The organism is Fictibacillus nanhaiensis, assembly GCF_049537595.1.
GTDB classification, from domain to species: Bacteria; Bacillota; Bacilli; order Bacillales; family Fictibacillaceae; genus Fictibacillus; species Fictibacillus nanhaiensis_F.
The window spans coordinates 979,332-997,457 of sequence record NZ_JBMULM010000001.1 but is presented as its reverse complement, the minus strand read 5'-3'; the positions used below and the strand labels follow the sequence as shown (position 1 = coordinate 997,457).

General features: G+C 38.8%; 18 protein-coding genes and 1 riboswitch. Of the genes, 4 read left to right on the top strand and 14 right to left on the bottom strand.

Annotated features, from left to right (window positions below):
* Nucleotides 1-45: 45 nt before the first annotated feature.
* From ACOZ9X_RS04900 to ACOZ9X_RS04840, 13 genes are all read right to left on the bottom strand, one after another.
* Nucleotides 46-1,098, bottom strand: a complete 1,053-nt coding sequence (locus ACOZ9X_RS04900; protein WP_423417234.1) for a ribonucleotide-diphosphate reductase subunit beta — start codon at nucleotides 1,096-1,098, stop codon at nucleotides 46-48.
* On the bottom strand, nucleotides 1,088-3,313 hold the full coding sequence (locus ACOZ9X_RS04895) for a ribonucleoside-diphosphate reductase subunit alpha (RefSeq protein WP_423417233.1): 2,226 nt from the start codon (nucleotides 3,311-3,313) through the stop codon (nucleotides 1,088-1,090). Before ACOZ9X_RS04895 ends, ACOZ9X_RS04900 begins: the two co-directional genes overlap by 11 nt.
* 131 nt (nucleotides 3,314-3,444) lie before the next feature.
* Nucleotides 3,445-3,646: riboswitch (cobalamin riboswitch) on the bottom strand.
* Between the two features lie 57 nt (nucleotides 3,647-3,703).
* Nucleotides 3,704-4,489: a 3-hydroxybutyrate dehydrogenase gene (locus ACOZ9X_RS04890; protein ID WP_423417232.1), complete on the bottom strand. Its 786-nt coding sequence runs from the start codon at nucleotides 4,487-4,489 to the stop codon at nucleotides 3,704-3,706.
* A 31-nt stretch (nucleotides 4,490-4,520) separates the two neighbouring features.
* Nucleotides 4,521-5,915 carry a GntP family permease gene (locus ACOZ9X_RS04885; protein ID WP_423417231.1) on the bottom strand — a complete coding sequence of 465 codons (1,395 nt, stop codon included), beginning with the start codon at nucleotides 5,913-5,915 and terminating at the stop codon, nucleotides 4,521-4,523.
* Between the two features lie 313 nt (nucleotides 5,916-6,228).
* Nucleotides 6,229-7,596, bottom strand: coding sequence for a sigma-54 interaction domain-containing protein (locus tag ACOZ9X_RS04880; protein WP_423417230.1), 1,368 nt, complete (start codon nucleotides 7,594-7,596; stop codon nucleotides 6,229-6,231).
* A 99-nt stretch (nucleotides 7,597-7,695) separates the two neighbouring features.
* Nucleotides 7,696-8,436: a class I SAM-dependent DNA methyltransferase gene (locus ACOZ9X_RS04875; RefSeq protein ID WP_423417229.1), complete on the bottom strand. Its 741-nt coding sequence runs from the start codon at nucleotides 8,434-8,436 to the stop codon at nucleotides 7,696-7,698.
* Nucleotides 8,437-8,805, bottom strand: coding sequence for a ribosome silencing factor (rsfS, locus tag ACOZ9X_RS04870; protein WP_144698944.1), 369 nt, complete (start codon nucleotides 8,803-8,805; stop codon nucleotides 8,437-8,439). It lies immediately after the preceding gene.
* Nucleotides 8,802-9,392: a bis(5'-nucleosyl)-tetraphosphatase (symmetrical) YqeK gene (gene yqeK, locus ACOZ9X_RS04865; RefSeq protein WP_423417228.1), complete on the bottom strand. Its 591-nt coding sequence runs from the start codon at nucleotides 9,390-9,392 to the stop codon at nucleotides 8,802-8,804. Before yqeK ends, rsfS begins: the two co-directional genes overlap by 4 nt.
* Complete coding sequence (locus ACOZ9X_RS04860; RefSeq protein WP_423417227.1) at nucleotides 9,379-9,963, bottom strand: nicotinate-nucleotide adenylyltransferase; 585 nt, start codon at nucleotides 9,961-9,963, stop codon at nucleotides 9,379-9,381. Before ACOZ9X_RS04860 ends, yqeK begins: the two co-directional genes overlap by 14 nt.
* Nucleotides 9,964-9,977: 14 nt before the next feature.
* A complete protein-coding gene (gene yhbY, locus ACOZ9X_RS04855) occupies nucleotides 9,978-10,268 on the bottom strand; it encodes a ribosome assembly RNA-binding protein YhbY (RefSeq protein WP_423417226.1) in 291 nt (96 codons plus the stop codon).
* Between the two features lie 2 nt (nucleotides 10,269-10,270).
* Nucleotides 10,271-11,098 (bottom strand): shikimate dehydrogenase, encoded by an 828-nt coding sequence (aroE, locus tag ACOZ9X_RS04850; protein WP_423417225.1) that lies wholly within the window; start codon nucleotides 11,096-11,098, stop codon nucleotides 10,271-10,273.
* Between the two features lie 15 nt (nucleotides 11,099-11,113).
* Nucleotides 11,114-12,217: a ribosome biogenesis GTPase YqeH gene (gene yqeH, locus ACOZ9X_RS04845; protein ID WP_423418221.1), complete on the bottom strand. Its 1,104-nt coding sequence runs from the start codon at nucleotides 12,215-12,217 to the stop codon at nucleotides 11,114-11,116.
* Nucleotides 12,214-12,729, bottom strand: coding sequence for a YqeG family HAD IIIA-type phosphatase (locus ACOZ9X_RS04840; RefSeq protein WP_066396361.1), 516 nt, complete (start codon nucleotides 12,727-12,729; stop codon nucleotides 12,214-12,216). Before ACOZ9X_RS04840 ends, yqeH begins: the two co-directional genes overlap by 4 nt.
* A gap of 496 nt (nucleotides 12,730-13,225) precedes the next feature.
* Between ACOZ9X_RS04840 and ACOZ9X_RS04835 the strand changes: the two genes are divergently transcribed.
* A complete protein-coding gene (locus ACOZ9X_RS04835) occupies nucleotides 13,226-13,369 on the top strand; it encodes a sporulation histidine kinase inhibitor Sda (RefSeq protein WP_144703357.1) in 144 nt (47 codons plus the stop codon).
* 16 nt (nucleotides 13,370-13,385) lie between these two features.
* Here the strand turns inward: ACOZ9X_RS04835 and ACOZ9X_RS04830 are convergent, their stop codons facing one another.
* Nucleotides 13,386-13,796, bottom strand: a complete 411-nt coding sequence (locus ACOZ9X_RS04830) for a hypothetical protein (protein WP_423417224.1) — start codon at nucleotides 13,794-13,796, stop codon at nucleotides 13,386-13,388.
* Nucleotides 13,797-13,974: 178 nt separating this feature from the next.
* Here ACOZ9X_RS04830 and ACOZ9X_RS04825 point away from each other — a divergent pair, with 178 nt between their 5' ends.
* From ACOZ9X_RS04825 to ACOZ9X_RS04815, 3 genes are read left to right on the top strand one after another with little or no spacing between them, the layout of a single operon-like run.
* Nucleotides 13,975-16,317, top strand: coding sequence for a Na+/H+ antiporter subunit A (locus ACOZ9X_RS04825; protein ID WP_423417223.1), 2,343 nt, complete (start codon nucleotides 13,975-13,977; stop codon nucleotides 16,315-16,317).
* Nucleotides 16,317-16,655 (top strand): Na(+)/H(+) antiporter subunit C, encoded by a 339-nt coding sequence (locus ACOZ9X_RS04820; RefSeq protein WP_423417222.1) that lies wholly within the window; start codon nucleotides 16,317-16,319, stop codon nucleotides 16,653-16,655. The genes ACOZ9X_RS04825 and ACOZ9X_RS04820 overlap by 1 nt, the downstream gene beginning before the upstream one ends.
* Nucleotides 16,648-18,123, top strand: a complete 1,476-nt coding sequence (locus tag ACOZ9X_RS04815) for a Na+/H+ antiporter subunit D (protein ID WP_423417221.1) — start codon at nucleotides 16,648-16,650, stop codon at nucleotides 18,121-18,123. The genes ACOZ9X_RS04820 and ACOZ9X_RS04815 overlap by 8 nt, the downstream gene beginning before the upstream one ends.
* The last annotated feature ends 3 nt before the right edge of the window (nucleotides 18,124-18,126 follow it).

The window sequence follows — 18,126 nt, the reverse complement described above, 5'->3', positions numbered from 1 at the left end:
ATAAAACATCTAAAAAAAGAAAGCCGGGATCTAAATCCCGGCTTTCTATAGTTCATCGAACCCGTTTTCATCAGAAACTTTCGTGTATTGTCTCGATTTCTGCTCAAAAAAATCACTTTTTCCTGAATTCACATCAGAATATGCTTTTATCCAAGGAAGCGGATTCTTATTGTAATCTGGATATAGTTTGCTAAAGCCTAATTCGTTCAACCTTTTATTTGTCATGAATTTGATATAAGCTTCTAAATCGGATTCATAAATTCCCTCAAATGAATTTCCAATTATATACTTACTCCATTTGATCTCAAGCTCGGCAGCTCGGTGAAACGTCTCTCTCGCAAACCTCTCCAGCTCTTCATCTCTTAATTGCGGATCATCTTCTATTACAGCCTTGAAAATTTGAGTAAACAGATACACATGCAGCTGCTCATCTCGATTAATATAGTTGATCATCGTTGAAGTTGAAACCATCTTTTGATTTCTGGCTAAATTATAGAAGAAGCTGAATCCAGAATAAAAATTCAATCCTTCCAGAATCACGTCGTAAATAATAGATTTCAAAAAGGATTGAGGAGTAGGATGTTGAAGAAATTCCTGATACCCTTCTACAATGAAATCATTCCTCTCTCTTAGCACCTCATCCGTTTTCCAGTATTCGAATATTTCATCCTGTGTGGACTTTGGTACCAAGGAAGACAACACGTACGAGTAGGACTGATTATGAACGACTTCTTGAAACGATAGAGTGGCCATGAGCGCAGCAAGACTTGAATCTGTTAAATACGCTGCAACCTTGCTCGAATAATCTGTTTGAACACTATCTAAGAACGCCAATAAACCAATAATTTTATTAAAAGTATCTTGCTCTTTTTCACTCAAGTTAACATATTGCTTGCTGTCACTCGACATGTTGATCTCAAACGGGGTCCAAAAATTAGCCAACATGTTTTTATATAAAGGATAAGCCCACTTATATCTCACATCGTCCCAGTTTAATATATTTGAACTCTTACCGTTGATTATTCCTGTAGATCGGTTAGGAGCTTCCACATCATAGATTTTTCTCTCTTTGAGTTGTACAGCCTCTTTAACTTTCACAGCTTTCACATCCTTCTAACTCAATCGACGTAGATCGGGTATAATACGTAGTCTTCAAGCCTTTTTTAAAGCTAAGCATATGAAGGTGTAACAGTTCTTTTGCTTTAATATTGTGATTAACATAGAGATTAAACGAAATGGACTGATCCACATGTCTTTGTCTAGCTGCGTTCTGTTCAATACTCCATGTTTGATCGATTAAGAACGCAGATTTATAAAACCAAGTTGTGTCTGCATTCAAGTCAGGTGCTGTTACAGGTATCTTGTAATTCTTTTTTTCTTCAGAATAGAATTTTTTAAATATCGGATCCACACTCGGCGTTGAATTTGCGATGATCGACGTTGATGAATTCGGTGCAACCGCAATAAGGTACCCATTCCTTAGACCGTGTATATTTACTCTTTCTTTTAAACTCTTCCACTCTTCAGAGAAATAGTTACGCTTAGAAAAGTAGTTTCCGGTTTCCCAATCCGAACCTGAAAATGCCGGATATCTTCCCTTTTCTTTCGCAAGCTCACAACTAGCATTGATTACATGATAATTAATCATTTCATAAAGGTTATCAGCATACCTAACGGCTTCTTCACTTTCCCACTTGATTCCCTCTTTCGCTAAAAGGTGGTGCCATCCAAACGTACCTACACCCACCGCACGATATTTCTTATTCGTAAGTTCTGCTTGAGGTACATCTATACGATTAAGATCAATAACGTTATCAAGCATTCGGATCTGGATATCGATGACTCTTTTTAATACATGATCACTGATTACTTTTGCCAGTGAGAGAGACGATAGATTACAAACAACAAAATCTCCTGGCGTTTTTCTGATAACGATCTCTCCGTTTTCTGCTTCCTCTGACGTGACAACTGTTGCTGACATGTTTTGCATGATTTCTGTGCACAGGTTAGAAGCATAGACCATCCCTTTGTGAGAATTAGGATTTAACCGGTTTACAGTATCTCGATAAAACATGAACGGTGTTCCCGTTTCAAGTTGCGACTTCATGATTCGTTTCATGATTTCAATAGCAGGAACACATTTTTTTGAAATTCTCTCATCTTCTACACAATCTCTATATATCTCTCTAAAGCTTCCTGAACCAACCGTTTCATCATAGAAGTCTTCTAACGAGTAGCCTTTGATCCTTCTTACTTCATGAGGATCGAACAGATACCAATCCTCGCGTTTTTCCACGAGTTCCATGAAAAGATCTGGCAGACACACACCAGTAAATAGGTCATGTGTCCTCATTCGTTCATCACCATTGTTTAACTTTGCATCTAAAAACTCCAAGATATCTTTATGCCAAATATCCAGGTAGACTGCTATCGCCCCTTGCCTCTGTCCAAGCTGATCTACAGAAACGGCCGTGTTATTCAATTGCTTCATCCACGGTATCACACCTGATGAATTTCCTTTGAATCCTTTAATGTCGGAACCTCTAGCCCTAATCTTACCGAGATAGATTCCCAGTCCGCCCCCACCTTTCGAAACAGTCGCAGCATCTGTATTAGAATCAAAGATCCCTCTTAAACTATCGTCGATCGTATCAATAAAACAAGAACTAAGCTGACCATAACTCTTGCCTGCATTCGCTAAAGTCGGGGTGGCAACCGTCATATATAGGTTCGAGAGCGCCCAGTATGCTTCTTCGACTAGTTGAAGTCTATTCGTTGGATTCTCGTCTCTCATTAAAAACAAAGAGATCAACATCCAACGCTCTTGTGGCAATTCATAGATTTCATGGTTGAATCCTTTTGCCAAGTATCGATCAGCAAGCGTTTTAAGTCCGATGTATGTAAAAAGCTTATCTTTAGATGGATCGATCATATGTTCAGCTTTCTCCAAATCTTCCTTAGAGTATGCTGATAGAATGGTATCATCATAGATATTCAAACTTACTAACTTAGAGATTAAGCCATAAAGATTCGTATATGGACGTTTTCCTTCTTCAGCACGATTGATCATCACTTCTTCATATAATTGCCTTAAATAGATCTCTGAAGCTACAAACGTCCACTGCGGGTTCTCTGCATTTAATCCATTTAATGCCTCCATGATCAACTGTCTATAAAGTGAGCTGGGTTCTCCTGTATGACTTTCCAAATTCTCCGCATTTTTTAAAAAGCTTTCAGCTTGTATGTTCGGGAAATTTTTGACACAACTCCTCAACCACTCCCCGAGTAAAGAGTTTTCAGTTGTCAATTTCATAGTTAATACACTCCTTCGTCATAATAAAAACCCTCTTCCATCAGGAAGAGGGTGAAAGAATCACGTGTATTTTGCCAGACAATCGCCCGCATTAAACAGCCGCTGTTCTTTCTCCCAATCCCCGAGGAAAAGAAAATAGGAGTCTTCAGGCAGGTCTACTGGCTTTTGCTTCTTCCTACTTTGGGCCTTCCCATACAGCAGTCATTATAAATAACTAATCTGTACAGTGGCTATTCCATTTCGTCCACAATTACAGTTGCGGGGACAGCTTCGGCATTGCACCGAATTCCCTTTTAAGCCGGATAATCCGGCACCTGAATTCTCCATATATAGGTTTGTACTATATACTTTGACACTAAATATAGTGAATGTCAATAAATTATCTATCGTTTATTGCGCGACATATCCACCGTCGATCACAATCGCTTGCCCAGTAACACCTTTTGCATTTTCACTTGAAAGAAAGAGTGTATAATCTGCAATTTCCTGAACATCTAACAATCTTTTTTGAGGCACAAGCGGATAGATCACTTCTTCCAACACTTTTTCTAACTCAACGTTCCTCGTTTTAGCGAGATCTTCTAATTGTCCTCTTACAAGAGGTGTGTCAACATACCCCGGACAAACCGCATTTACCGTTATTCCAAATGGTGCACCTTCTAAGGCAGCCACCTTCGTTAGACCTATAACTCCATGCTTCGCACTGTTGTAAGCAGATTTTCCCGCAAAACCTACCAGCCCATTAATGGACGCCATGTTGATGATGCGTCCGAACCCTTGTTTCTTCATGATAGGAAATACATGTTTTGTTGCAATAAATGGAGCCGTAAGCATTACACTGATCAACTGCTGGAATTTCTCAGTCGGGAATTCTTCAAGTGGAGATACATACTGCAATCCTGCATTGTTGATGAGGACATCAATGCGTCCGAAATATTTCAGTGTTTCGTCCAACGCTGTTATTATATCTTCTTCCTTGGTCACATTACAGCCAAGTCCGATTGCTTCAAGACCATCTTGAGCTAACAGTTGTGCAGATTCCTTTGCCTTCTCATCATTCAAATCACTGATCACAACTTTTGCTCCTTGTTCAGCAAAAGCCTTTGCTAACTGCAAACCGATTCCACTAGCTGCTCCCGTAATAAAAACAACTTTCCCCTCAACAAACGCTCTCATGGAATAATTACTCCTTTATCAGAAAAATGGTTTAAACGATACCAAATCCATAATACAAACCAATGATTACAAACACTGCTACCGTTTTAATGATAGTCATCGCAAAAATATCGATATACGCTTGTTTATGAGTCAAACCTGTAACGGCTAACAAAGTAATAACAGCACCGTTATGAGGGAGTGTATCCATTCCACCACTCGCCATTGAAGCAACACGGTGAAGTACTTCTGTATCGATTCCTAGTTTATCTGCTTGTGCGATATACGTTTCACTCATGGTCGCGAGTGCTATACTCATCCCGCCAGACGCCGATCCAGTAATACCTGCTAACGTTGTAGTCGTAACCGCTTCATTGATCAACGGGTCTTTAATCGTATTCGACATCGCCGAGTTGACTGCAGTAAAGCCAGGAAGTGCTGCAATTACACCACCAAATCCATACTCTGATGCTGTATTTAATGTTGCAAGTAACGCTCCGCCTATTGATAGATTAATTCCTTTATTAAAATTGTTTTTAATTCTCTTGAAAGAGAACAATAGAACGGTCACGATACCAATGATCAAAGCTCCTTCAACTGCCCATACAGCAGCAAGTGTTGGAATCTGAATTTCAGGCACGTTCTTCATACCAATAGCAGAAAAATCAAACGTCTTACCGTAATACTGTGGAATTAGGACGGTGAACCATTTATTGAACACTCCTACTAGAATAAGCGGAAGAATCGCTATAAAAGCATTTGGAAGATTTTCAGAATCCAGCTTTTCAGGCTCATTCGTATGACCTGTTCCATATCCTTCACCTTTTGCCGCCGCTTGTCTACGTCTCCACTCAAGGTAGATCATACCTATGATGAAAACAAACATTCCTCCGATAAATCCGAGCCATGGTGCAGCCCATGTTGTTGTTCCGAAGAAAGATGTAGGAATTATATTTTGAATCTGAGGGCTACCTGGAAAAGCATCCATCGTAAACGTAAAAGCACCTAACGCAATCGTACCTGGTATGAGTCTTTTAGGAATATCAGCAAGTTTAAAAAGTTCAGATGCAAACGGGTAGAGTGCAAAAGCAACAACAAATAATGACACCCCGCCATAAGTTAAAATTGCCCCTACAAGTACGATTGCAAGCATCGCTCTGGCAGGTCCGATCAGTTTGATAACAAACTGAGTGATTGATTTTGCAAAGCCTGACATTTCGATAACTTTCCCGAATATCGCTCCTAGTAAGAAGACCGGGAAATAGAGTTTGATGAAACCTACCATCTTCTCCATAAATACTCCAGAGAAGAAAGGCAATACGTGACCAGGTTCAGTAAGCAATACAGCAAACAATGCAGCGATCGGCGCGAATAAAATAACGCTGAATCCTCTGTAAGCTACGAACATTAAAAAGAATAAAGCTAATAAAATAATAATAATGTCCATTTTCAAGTTCCCCCATTCTATCAATTTAACGTTTTTGAAGCGCTTTCATTTTTTTAGCATCATCACCTTTCCAAATCTGTTACACCCTGTAGTTTATTTGCAAGTTTCATGCCAACAACGGAAAGTATATGTTATGAGCTAGAAATTTCAGATTTTCCGGAAAAACGGAAAACAGAAAGCTGCTTCATAGATAATGCGACTATTGAAAGACTACATAAACCGAATTGGACTTGGGTAGTCAGATATAATTAATAAAATGAAGCATTCCGAAAAAACGGAAGCTCTTTCCGGTTTTTCGGAAACCCAGAGTGCACTATCGGATGTTATATTTTTTTATCTTATCATATAGGTTTGTCTTTCCGATGCCTAGATGTTTAGCGACGCGCATAATGTCGCCGTTCATCGTCTCCAAGTAATAAGAGATCACATTTTTCTCAGTTTCTTGAACGTGTTCTTTAAGGGTCAGCTGTTTTTTATTAATCCCGAGTTTTTCTTTTAAAAAATCAGGAAAGACATCTAGTGATAATCGGTCACTATGTGTAAGCTGGATGGCTGCTTCTACAAAGTTCTTAAGTTCTCTCGCATTTCCCCGCCAGCTGTAGGCTAAGAATGCTTCTTTAACATCATCATCGATACTTAGAATTCGTTTACCTGTTTCAGCACAGTTCAATCGGATAAAGTTTTCCGCGAGCGGCCAGATATCTTCTTTCCTCTCACGAAGAGGTGGGATTTGAATTTGGAGAACATTTATACGATAGAACAAGTCTTCACGAAATTTATTTTCACTAATTAATGTCTCTAGCGGGCGATTGGTAGCCGCGATTACCCGGACATTTACTTTTTGTGTATGTACTGAACCTATTGGCTCTACTTCCTTTTCTTGCAGAACACGCAGTAGTTTTATTTGCATGCTTTGGGGAAGATCCCCAATTTCGTCCAAGAATAAAGTTCCACCGTCTGCAAGCTGAAACTTCCCTAATTTACCACCCTTCTTTGCTCCAGTAAATGCTCCTTCAGAGTAGCCGAACAGTTCTGATTCAAACAAATGCTCCGGAACCGCTCCACAATTTAGTTTGATGAAGGGCTTTCCACTTCTTTCACTCAATTGATGAATGCTATGAGCCAGTAACTCTTTTCCTGTTCCGCTCTCCCCTCGAATCAACACTGATAGATCTCCACTGGCAATATTCTTCACATGCTTCTTTACTTTTTGGACTTCTCTTGATGTACCTGCAAAATCATTCAATGTATAGGAAGCACCATTAATTTCTTCCCACTCTTTTTTATAAAAATTAAGTTCGTGAAGAAGAGCTTTTATGTGAGAGTTCATCTTTTTCCATTGTTCTGTGTCTCTAAATATGACAGTACCAACAGCTCCTATCACTTTTCCTTCGTTTAGGATAGGAATGCGGTTTGCGATCATGTAGTTGCCTCTAATGAACTGAAGGTCCGCAATCTCAACTTTTCCTTGTAATACGTCTTTGTGCATTCTTGTATTTTCAATTACCTTTGTAACATGCTTTCCTATTACTTCTTTAGGATTTTCGCCAAGAAACTCGCAGTACGTTTTATTCATGTATCGAACGATTCCTTCGTGATCAACAACGACTATCCACTCGTAAGCACTATCGATGATCGTTTCTAGAATGTTGTTCTTGAACAATGGATCTTGATCAAACATATATATATCACCTAATTCTATAGAAAAGTATTAAATCTTAAGTGTAATTGTAACGCTTCCTAATCAAAAAGACAGCACATAGGCTGCCTTCTCATCATTTTATTTTTTTCTCGCAACAAATAAGATCCGTTCACTTTCTTCTGTAGGTTCTATTCCTTTAAAATCTGCGGAGACCTCTAGATGTTCAAAGCCAGATTCTCTTAACCAATTGCAATAGTCCTCGACGAAAAATGTTCTTTGTGTATGCAGTTCATCATATCGTTCGTATCGTTCACCATTCTGCATAAAGAAGGACAGGTCATGTTCTACACTATTTTCAAGCTCACCTTGATAACATTGCCATATGTAAGAGAGCTTTTCATCGTTACTTCCAAATGTTTGTCCAATAAAAATTTCATTGATCTTATGTAAGGAATGCACATCGAAAAGAAGAAGTCCTCCTGTTTTGAGGTGGTTACCTGCTGAAAGAAATGTGCGTTTCACATCTTCTTCTTTCAGAATATAATTCAGTGAGTCACATAATATCGTAACACAATCAAAAACACCTAGTCCTTCTAACTCTCGCATATCTTGCTGAAAAAGGGACAGGTTAACTTTTTCTAATTCAGCTTTCTCTTTTGCAACCATCAACATGTCTGAAGAAAGATCAACACCGGTTACTTCAAATCCTTCTTTTGCAAGTAGGATCGTCATCGATCCCGTTCCACAGCCTACATCTAAAAACCGCTTACCATCTTCCAAATAGTTCGAAGCTGATGTTTTAACAAATTGAAGCCATTCATCGTATGGAGCGTCCTCCATCAACTCATCGTATAGATAGGCAAATCGCTGATAACTCATCTATATGTTTTGTTGTGGGGCAATAATAGCATCTACGTCAATCTTATTTGCGTCTCCCCATAATTTCTCAAGGTTATAATAACTGCGGTCATCACGATGAAATACATGAACAACAATATTTGCTAGATCGATTAAAACCCATCTTGCATGGTCATAGCCTTCCATTCGGCGAATCTGAATTTCATTCTCTAGGGCAACATCTTTCAGTTCTCTCGCTATGGCTTGAACTTGTTTCTCAGAATTACCATGACAGATAACAAAATAATCTGCTACAAGAGAGATTCCTTCCATATCTAACACGGCAATGTTTTCTGCTCTTTTATCATCAGCGGTCTTCACGACCAATTCCATAAGCTCTTTTACGTTCATCCAGTGCACTCCTTCTCTTTTTTTAATTTAATCTCTTGAAGCAATCCGTTATAAGCTTCAAACGTGAGTGGATAGATTTTTTGATTCTGCTTCATTAAAAAAGTGATCGTGTTTTTAACCGCCATCAAACAAGCTTGATCAAGATCACTCTCTGCCATCTCTCTAACACTCTCCACCCCAGGAAACGTACGGTTCGGCTCGATGTAATCTGCTAAAAATATCACTTTTTCAAGCCTAGTCATCGCTCCGTGACCCGTTGTATGGTAATAGATAGCACTTAAAACGTCTCTGTCTGTTACTCCAACTTCTTCTTGAACTAAAAACGCTCCAACTGGTGCATGCAACACTTCGTTTCCATAGTACAACAAGTCTTGGGAAAGTCCTTCAGTTCGTACGATATCTCTCATTTCTTCTTTTGGCCGAAATTTAGCATAATCATGAAAAATTGCTGCTATTTCTGCTTTTTTCAGATCCACTCCAAATTTCTGCGCTAGGGCAAGACTTGTTTCTTCCACTCCTAAAGTATGAATAAAACGGTGCTCTGTAAGCTTTTTTTTCACAATTTCCAGTGCTTTAGTTCGTTCCATAAAGGCGGTGCTCCTTTATATGATTCCAGACCTCATCTGAGACATAGTAACGAATATTCTGACCAGTGCGTGATCGATTACGGATAAACGATGACGAGATCTCGATAATAGGTACTTCTACATGTTTTACCTGATACCTCTCCCAATGTTGGTCAACGGCGTAACCTCTACGACCGACACCTGCAAAATTAATAAGGTTCTTTAACTCATCAATTTCATGCCAACTGCTTAAGGAATGGACCATATCCCCACCCATAATAAAAGTAAATGTAGCTTGTGGATATTTTTCCTTTAGAAGTCGTATCGTATCAATAGTATATGAAGGTCCACTTCTCTCAAATTCAAGTAAAGAAAGGGAAAAATGCTCATTGTTACCAATCGCTTTTCGAACCATATCTATGCGCTCCTCATCGGAGACTTCCATGTCTTTCTCTTTATGAGGAGGGGAAGAGGAAGGCATCCACCACACTTCATCTAGATGCAATTGAGTGAATGCTTCTTGTGCGATAAGCAGATGTCCATTATGTGGTGGATTAAACGTACCTCCAAAAAGTCCTATATGTTTATTCATTACAATGTCACTCCTTATGGGAGTTGGATGCGTTTTTGATTGATCGATTCTTTGTAAAGTACGATTGTGCTTCCGATCACTTGTACTAACTCTGCTTTTGAACCAGAAGAAAGCTGTGACGCTACCATATCTTTATCATCTTCACAGTTTTGAAGCACGCTAACTTTTATTAGTTCTCTTGCTTCGAGTGCTTCGTCAACCTGTTTGACTAAATTTGAATTTACTCCACCTTTTCCAACCTGGAAAATAGGTTGAATGTGGTGTGCCTTTGATCGTAAAAAACGTTTTTGTTTACCTGTAAGCATAGTTACCTCCTAAGTTGTTCCAAAACGACTTGTTTCATTTTATTTGTATCTGGGAAAGTGCCCGTCCACTTTTCAAATGCCATAGCTCCTTGCATAACGAGCATAGATACACCATTATCCGTTGTGGCGCCTCTTTCCTGTGCATCCTTAAGCCATCTTGTGGTTAGCGGATTATACACGATATCAATTACCACTGCGCCTTTCTTTAAAAAGTTAAGTTTCAGTGGAATAGATTCAGTTTGTGGATGCATACCCGCGTTGGTCGTGTTGATTACAATATCAAAAAGAGCAAGATCTTCTTCAGCTCTTTGTAAAGACAAGCCCTTAATACGTTCATCGTTTAAGTCTTTTAACAAAGAATGAAGACGACCTTCTGAACGATTCGCTATCGCCATATAGTTTGGTGCTTCCTTACTTAGTGAATAAGCGATAGATCGTGCAGCACCACCAGCTCCAATCAATAATACGTTTAACTCCGACAATGGCTTTTTGATCATGTCTTTTAAACCTAATAAGAATCCCTTACCGTCTGTGTTATACCCAATAAGTTTTCCATCTTTATTCACGACTGTGTTAACAGCGCCTATCTCTTTTGCTTCCTCATCAACCTCGTCTAAAAGCGGAAGAATGGCTACTTTATGAGGAATGGTAATGTTACATCCTGCATAGTTGCTTTCTTTCAGGAATTTAATAAATTTATCCAATTCATCCGAAGAAACACGTTTTTTTTCATAGGTTCCAGATATACCCGATTCGTTTAATGCCGCTGTTTGCATGATGGGTGATAAGGAATGATCGATTGGATCTCCGATGACAAGTGCTTTAATCATGATGAAAATCTCTCCTTAGATTAAGGATTTTCTTACCGTTACTGCTACACCCTCTGGTGCATAAAATGCGACCTTCGCCCCTGCTTCTGGGAAGGTTACCCAGCCTAGTCCAGAGATCACAATATCTGTTTTGCTTTCCTTTATTACAAATTCATAGCGTTTTAGCTTCGGAAAGTTCTCCGTATCTTCAGGTGGAGCTAACATGTCACCAAGATGTTTCTCATATAGTTCGTCCGCTTTGTCCGTCTTCGTTCGATGGATGTTCAAATGGTTTGAAAAATGGCATACAAATGACTGTTTGCCGCCTTTTATATAATCCATTCTTCCGAGTCCGCCAAAATACAGTGTCTGCAACTCATTCAACTGAAACACCATAGGTTTGATTTCTTTTTTAGGCATGATGATGTTCAATTCTTTTTTAGATACAAAATGCGCCATCTGGTGGTGATTAATGATTCCAGGTGTATCGTACATGTGACTTCTTCCATCAAGTGGAATATCAATTAGATCTAGTGTTGTTCCTGGAAAATGAGAAGTTGTGATTAAATCAGCGGCTTCCTCGCCAAATTGTTTGATCAAACGGTTTATGAAAGTAGATTTCCCTGTATTCGTACAGCCTACAACATATACATCTTTTCCTTGGCGATAATGATCGATAGACTCTGCCAATTCCTCAATACCATAACCTTTTTCAGCAGAGATCAATTTGACATCAATCGGCTTTAAGCCTAACTCTTTCGCTTCCTTCTTCATCCAATGTATAACCTTGTTCGGATTCACTGATCTTGGAAGCAGATCAAGCTTGTTACCGACAAGAAGTATCGGATTGTTTCCTGCATAACGATGAAGTCCCGGTAACCAGCTTCCATTAAAATCAAAGATATCAACGATCTTCACAACTAGTGCATCTTCATCTCCAATACTTGAGACGATTTTACGGTAATCATCATCTGTCAAACTTACGTCATGAATTTCGTTATAGTGTTTTAAACGAAAACAGCGCTGGCAAATAGGCAGCTCTTTCGTTAGTGCTGAAAGAGGTGCGTATCCAAGCGCTTCTTTGTCTTCTGTTTGTATGGTAACTCCACAACCCACACATTTAATTTGTTCCAAACCTATTCCTCCCAATGCAGCATGCCTTTTCTTTTCATCCAAGACAATATGATGCGTTCGATCTTTCTGTTAAACCTTGTCCAAAAACCGTCACTGCTTGCCACTGGTACTACGAGTATAGTATGCAAACCTAATCGATTCCCACCAAGTACGTCAGTAAGGAGTTGATCTCCAATAACAACAACTTGTTCATTTTTCAGCTTCATATCTTTTAGAGCACGTTTGAAAGCTTTGGTCATTGGTTTTCTTGCACTGTAGATAAACGGAATACCCACAGGGTCTGAAAAGCTCTTTACTCTATGCTGTGTATTGTTTGAAACAATTGTGATCAAAATACCTTTTTCTTTAATAGAAGTAAACCACTCGATTAATTCTGGAGTAGCTTCAGGTCTGTCCCATTCAACAAGCGTATTATCCAAGTCCGTGATAATACCTTTTACTCCTCGTTCAACTAACATTTCCGGTGTGATGTCCAATATATTTTGAACATGTTGATCCGGCAAAAAATGTTTTAACATTCTAGCACCTCTTCACGTTTCCTTTTCAACGTTTCTATTTTACCAGTAATGAATGGAAGTACAAACGATTTTTCTACAATAACTGTCATTATATATAAATTTAGAGATTTTTCTATCAGGTTTTTCGGCTAAATAAAATATTTAAGCAAGATAAATTTTACTCAGTGATAAAAACATTCGCTTTTAGAAATATAAAAAGTTTTCGACAAATTGTTCCCCTACTCAAAGTGTGGATAATCTTATTCACATTATTTACCTAAGTATTCGCTATCTTTCTTAAAGATGTTAACATTTTACCCACAACTTATCCACCAAACACTGTGGATAAACGAACGGTTGTTCCTTTTTACAATACATGGTAAGCTTCAAAGTACATAAAGCAAGTACATAAATCATGAACTTATCATCATATTCACTCAAATATGAATGTAGAATACTTTTCACCATTTCTTATTAAAAGCAGGAGGTGACCATGCCGCTATTAAAGGGCTATATTATGGAAAAACTTTCAGACGACCTGTTGATTGAATCCTATTTAAAGGCTAGAGAGCTGAAACTTAGCAATGACTTTATTCTACTTATTAAAAAAGAAATCGATAGAAGATCTCTTCATGCTAGATTACAGCAAGTTTTAATGTAGAGCGTAAATATACGCTCTATTTTTTTGTGGCTAATTCTCTTTCAACTTTACGGTATTCTTCTGGTTTGAATGTTATTTCAATTGGAATTTTCCACTTTTCTTCCCAGGCTAGCTTATACTTTTTACTCAGTAATTCTGCCTTTTTATAATGATAAGATTTCATTTGTATCGCTACTACGTATTTTCCTTCTTTCTTTACAACCACTGCACGTTTAATAAATTTATTTTGCTTAATTTCCCGTTTCATTTCTTCAGCAAGTGAAGATGCTGTTGAAACCCCGGCTTCAGAAAAACTAACATGCTTTCTATAATATTCTCTTGGTTGAAACTCTGGGCTCGTCTCATCTTTTTTGTAAATAGAATCATTAAAACAGCCAGTTAGTTGAAACAAAATCAATAGTAATCCGTATGTATGTAGTAGTCTCATTTTCAATCACCTCTCAAATAGGTTAGGTATTTTTTGGGAAGGATATTCAAGAGTTGCAAAATCAATCTGATTAGACAGTTTCTATTTGGTAAAGTATTTGCTAAAACGGAAAGGTTTTGCTTACAATGTAATGGACTATGACGATTATTTTGGGTTTTAAGGAGGTTTACCGGTACTCATGTTGCACATCTACATACTCTTACCTTTTTTAGCAGCATTATTAATTGGACTTGCCGCTAAGAAAGTAGACCGGATACATACTGGTTGGTTTGTACTGCCTGTTCCAGCAGTACTTTTTATCCTGTTCATTTCAAAACTGCCTATATTGGCAGAAGGAAAAATTGTACAAAGCATCGCAAATTGGATTCCATCTCTCGATATCCAATTAAGTTTTTATTTAGACGGACTTAGCATGCTTTTTTCACTTTTAATAACAGGTATCGGATCACTAGTCGTTCTTTATTCGATCTTTTATTTATCGAAAAAAGAACAACTCGTTCATTTCTATGTTTATTTACTATTATTTATGGGCTCGATGCTTGGTGTCGTACTATCTGACAACGTATTTGTACTCTATACGTTTTGGGAGTTCACAAGTATCTCGTCCTTTCTATTGATTGGATTCTGGTTCTATCGTGAACGATCCACATATGGTGCACAAAAATCTATGCTCGTAACGGTTTTTGGTGGTCTGGCAATGCTGGGTGCTCTCATACTACTATCCATCACAGCCGAAACGAACAGCATTCGAGAAATGATTGCCAATCGTTCTGAAATCATAGAGAGTGACTTGTTCATACCTATATTACTATTGTTACTGATCGGAGCTTTTACAAAATCAGCACAGTTTCCGTTTCACAGCTGGCTACCTGATGCGATGGAAGCACCAACTCCAGTTAGTGCATACCTTCACTCTGCAACGATGGTTAAAGCAGGGATCTATCTTGTAGCGAGGTTCTCTCTCATCTTTAGTGGGACGGATATATTTTTCATCATCGTTTCTGGAGTCGGTCTGATCACACTCTGTTTAGGATCGATCCTCGCGTCTCGCCAGACTGATTTAAAAGGTATACTAGCTTATTCAACGATCAGCCAGCTTGGTATGATCATGACAATGCTCGGCTTTGGTACTGGTATTGCAACACTTGCAGCGATCTTCCACATCTTTAACCACGCTACCTTTAAAGGCAGCTTGTTTATGATAGCGGGTATTGTTGACCATGAGACAGGTACTAGGGATATTAGAAGACTTGGCGGACTTTATACATTTATGCCGATCTCAGCTACTCTAGCATTTTTTGGAGCATTCTCCATGGCTGGCGTCCCGCTTCCGATCTTCAATGGATTTTTAAGTAAAGAAATGTTCTTTGATTCTTCATTAAAATTAGAACAAACGAGCGGTTTTGCTGGAACGTTTGCAGAGTGGATTCCGTTGCTAGCCGTAATCGGAAGTATCTTTACATTCGTTTATTCTATGTATTTAGTATTTGGCACATTTACAGGTAAAGCCAAGTTAGATCAACTTGAGAAAAAACCTCACGAAGCGCCAATCGGCATGCTGATTTCTCCGATTATCCTTATTGGATTTGTCGTTTTGATCGGATTATTTCCAAACTTGATCAATGAATCGTTACTTGCACCGGCTGTTGCTTCAGTAACAGGAGATTTCGCACAAATTCATCTAAAATTTTGGCACGGTTTAAATGGACCGCTTTACATGTCTCTTCTTGTAGTTGCAGTTGGAACGATTCTCGCTCTAACGCTAAAAAGATGGCAACCTATCTATAATAGAGTACCTGGAAAGTTTTCAACGGATCGCGTATATCAGTCTATGGTAAACGGCCTGTTGAGTTTCTCGAGTAAATTCACGAAGTTTTATATGACTGGTTCCTTACGATTGTATACATCCATCATCCTTGTATTCTTGGTTGTGTCTACATCAATCTTTATCTATGTCACAGATGGATTTAAAATAGCGTTTGATGACTTAGCACCTGTTACGTGGCCTGAGGTGTTAGTCGGTTTTGTTATGGCTGTTGCTGCCATTGCAACGATCTGGATGACACAAAGAATAGCTGCAATTATTGTAATCGGAGTTGTAGGTTATGGTCTTTCATTATTGTTTGTTTTCTTCCGAGCACCCGATCTCGCATTAACTCAGCTTATCGTTGAGACTATAACGGTTGCTCTCTTCTTGCTGTGCTTTGCGCATCTTCCAAAGTTGAAGAAATCAGACAAAAAATCTTCTGAAAAGCTTGTCGATTTTGTTATAGCAGCTTCAACGGGAGCACTCTTAACTGTAGTAGCAATCTCATCTCATAGCTCTAAATATTTTGAGAGCATCTCAAAATATTTTGTAGATAACTCTTATAAGCTTGGCGGTGGAGACAATATCGTCAACGTTATCCTTGTTGACTTCCGTGGCTTGGATACTTTATTCGAAATAGCAGTACTTGGTCTAGCTGCTTTAGGCATTTATGCCATGATAAAATACCGGGATAAAGGAGACATGAACCACTAATGGAAATTTTTATGTCTATACTTGCCGGAACGTTATTTGCAGCCGGCGTTTATCTTATACTTCAGAAACAGTTATTAAAAATTGTACTTGGTACGGCGCTTTTGTCACATGGAGCTCACTTGTTTATCCTAACGATGGGAAAATTAAATCGTGGAAAACCTCCTATTTTAATAGAAGGGATCAAGGACTATACGGATCCTCTTCCTCAAGCGCTAATACTGACATCTATTGTTATTAGTTTTGGGGTTACGAGCTTTCTACTTGTACTAGCTTATCGAACCTATCAAAGCAACAAGACAGATATGATGGATCAGCTAAGGGGAACAGATGATGAGTAATTTAGTATTCTTGCCAATATTTATACCTTTGTTTTTCGGAGCTTTGCTTGTTTTCTTTAATAAGAAACAAAAGGCAACGGTTAACATTTCATTTCTAGTGGTCTTGTTAAGTTTCGGTGTATCGCTCTTCTTAAGTTATCATGTATTTTCGAACGGACCCCTCACCTTGGAAACCGGGGGTTGGAAAGCCCCATACGGAATTATCCTTGTGGCTGACAAGCTGTCCGTCATCATGATACTTGCTGTAAATGTGATCGCTTTAACTGCCGCGATCTTTGCACTTTCTTCCGTTACGGAAAATATGGTAGAACACTATTTTTACCCTTTGTTCTTCTTACTGATCGCAGGGGTGAGTGGTGCATTCTTAACAGGTGATCTGTTCAACCTGTTCGTGTTCTTTGAAGTGTTGTTAATGGCATCTTATGGACTGATCATTATCGGTGGTTCTAAGCACCAATTTCGGGAATCTGTAAAGTACATCTTACTAAATTTGTTTTCGTCCATTCTATTCGTTACAACTGTAGCCTTTCTCTACTCAGTTACAGGTACAGTAAATATGGCACAACTAGGGGAACGTGTTGCCCAAGTTGAACAGCAAGGTATTTTAACAGGAATAGGGATTCTACTATTTATTGTTTTTGCAACAAAAGGTGCTCTATTTCCATTGTACTTTTGGCTTCCTAAATCGTATATCGTGCCATCACCTGTCGTTTCTGCCCTATTTGGTGCGCTGTTAACTAAAGTTGGTGTGTACTCTATGTTAAGAGTCTTTACACTCATTTTTTCTCATAAACTTGAGCTCACACACACATTTTTCATATGGATAGCTACTCTAACGATGATCATCGGAGTGATTGGTGCCCTCTCAACATCTAATGTGAAATTGATCATTGCATACAATATCATGCCAGCGATCGGCTTTATGCTTCTCGGTATTGGAACGTTCTCAGCAGAATCACTTGCAGGTGCGATCTACTACCTTGTTCATGATATGGCGATAAAAGCCGCTTTATTTTTCCTTGCCGGCCTACTTGTTTGGCATGCTGGAACTTCTAACCTAAAAAAGATGGGCGGTTATATAAAAACCGCACCGCTTATGGGTTGGATGTTCTTTATCGCATCTCTCATATTAGCTGGAATCCCTCCTTTTAGTGGCTTTATCGGGAAATACCTCCTTTTAAGAGGTGCGATGGATGAAGGACATTATATTGCTGCTGGGGTCGGATTATTATCGAGTCTGTTAATCTTATTTTCTGTGGTTCGCATCTTTATTGGGGCTTTCTGGGGTGAACTAAAAGAAGAGCCGAAACAGTCTGTGAGAACTTCAGGTTTAGCAGCATCTGCTGTATTGATCGCGATTTCTATCTTGTTAGGTGTTGGAGCAGAATGGTTCTATCCGTATGTTCAGGCAGCAGCAGACAGTCTGATCGATCCGCAAATCTATATCGATTATGTATTAAAGGAGTAATTC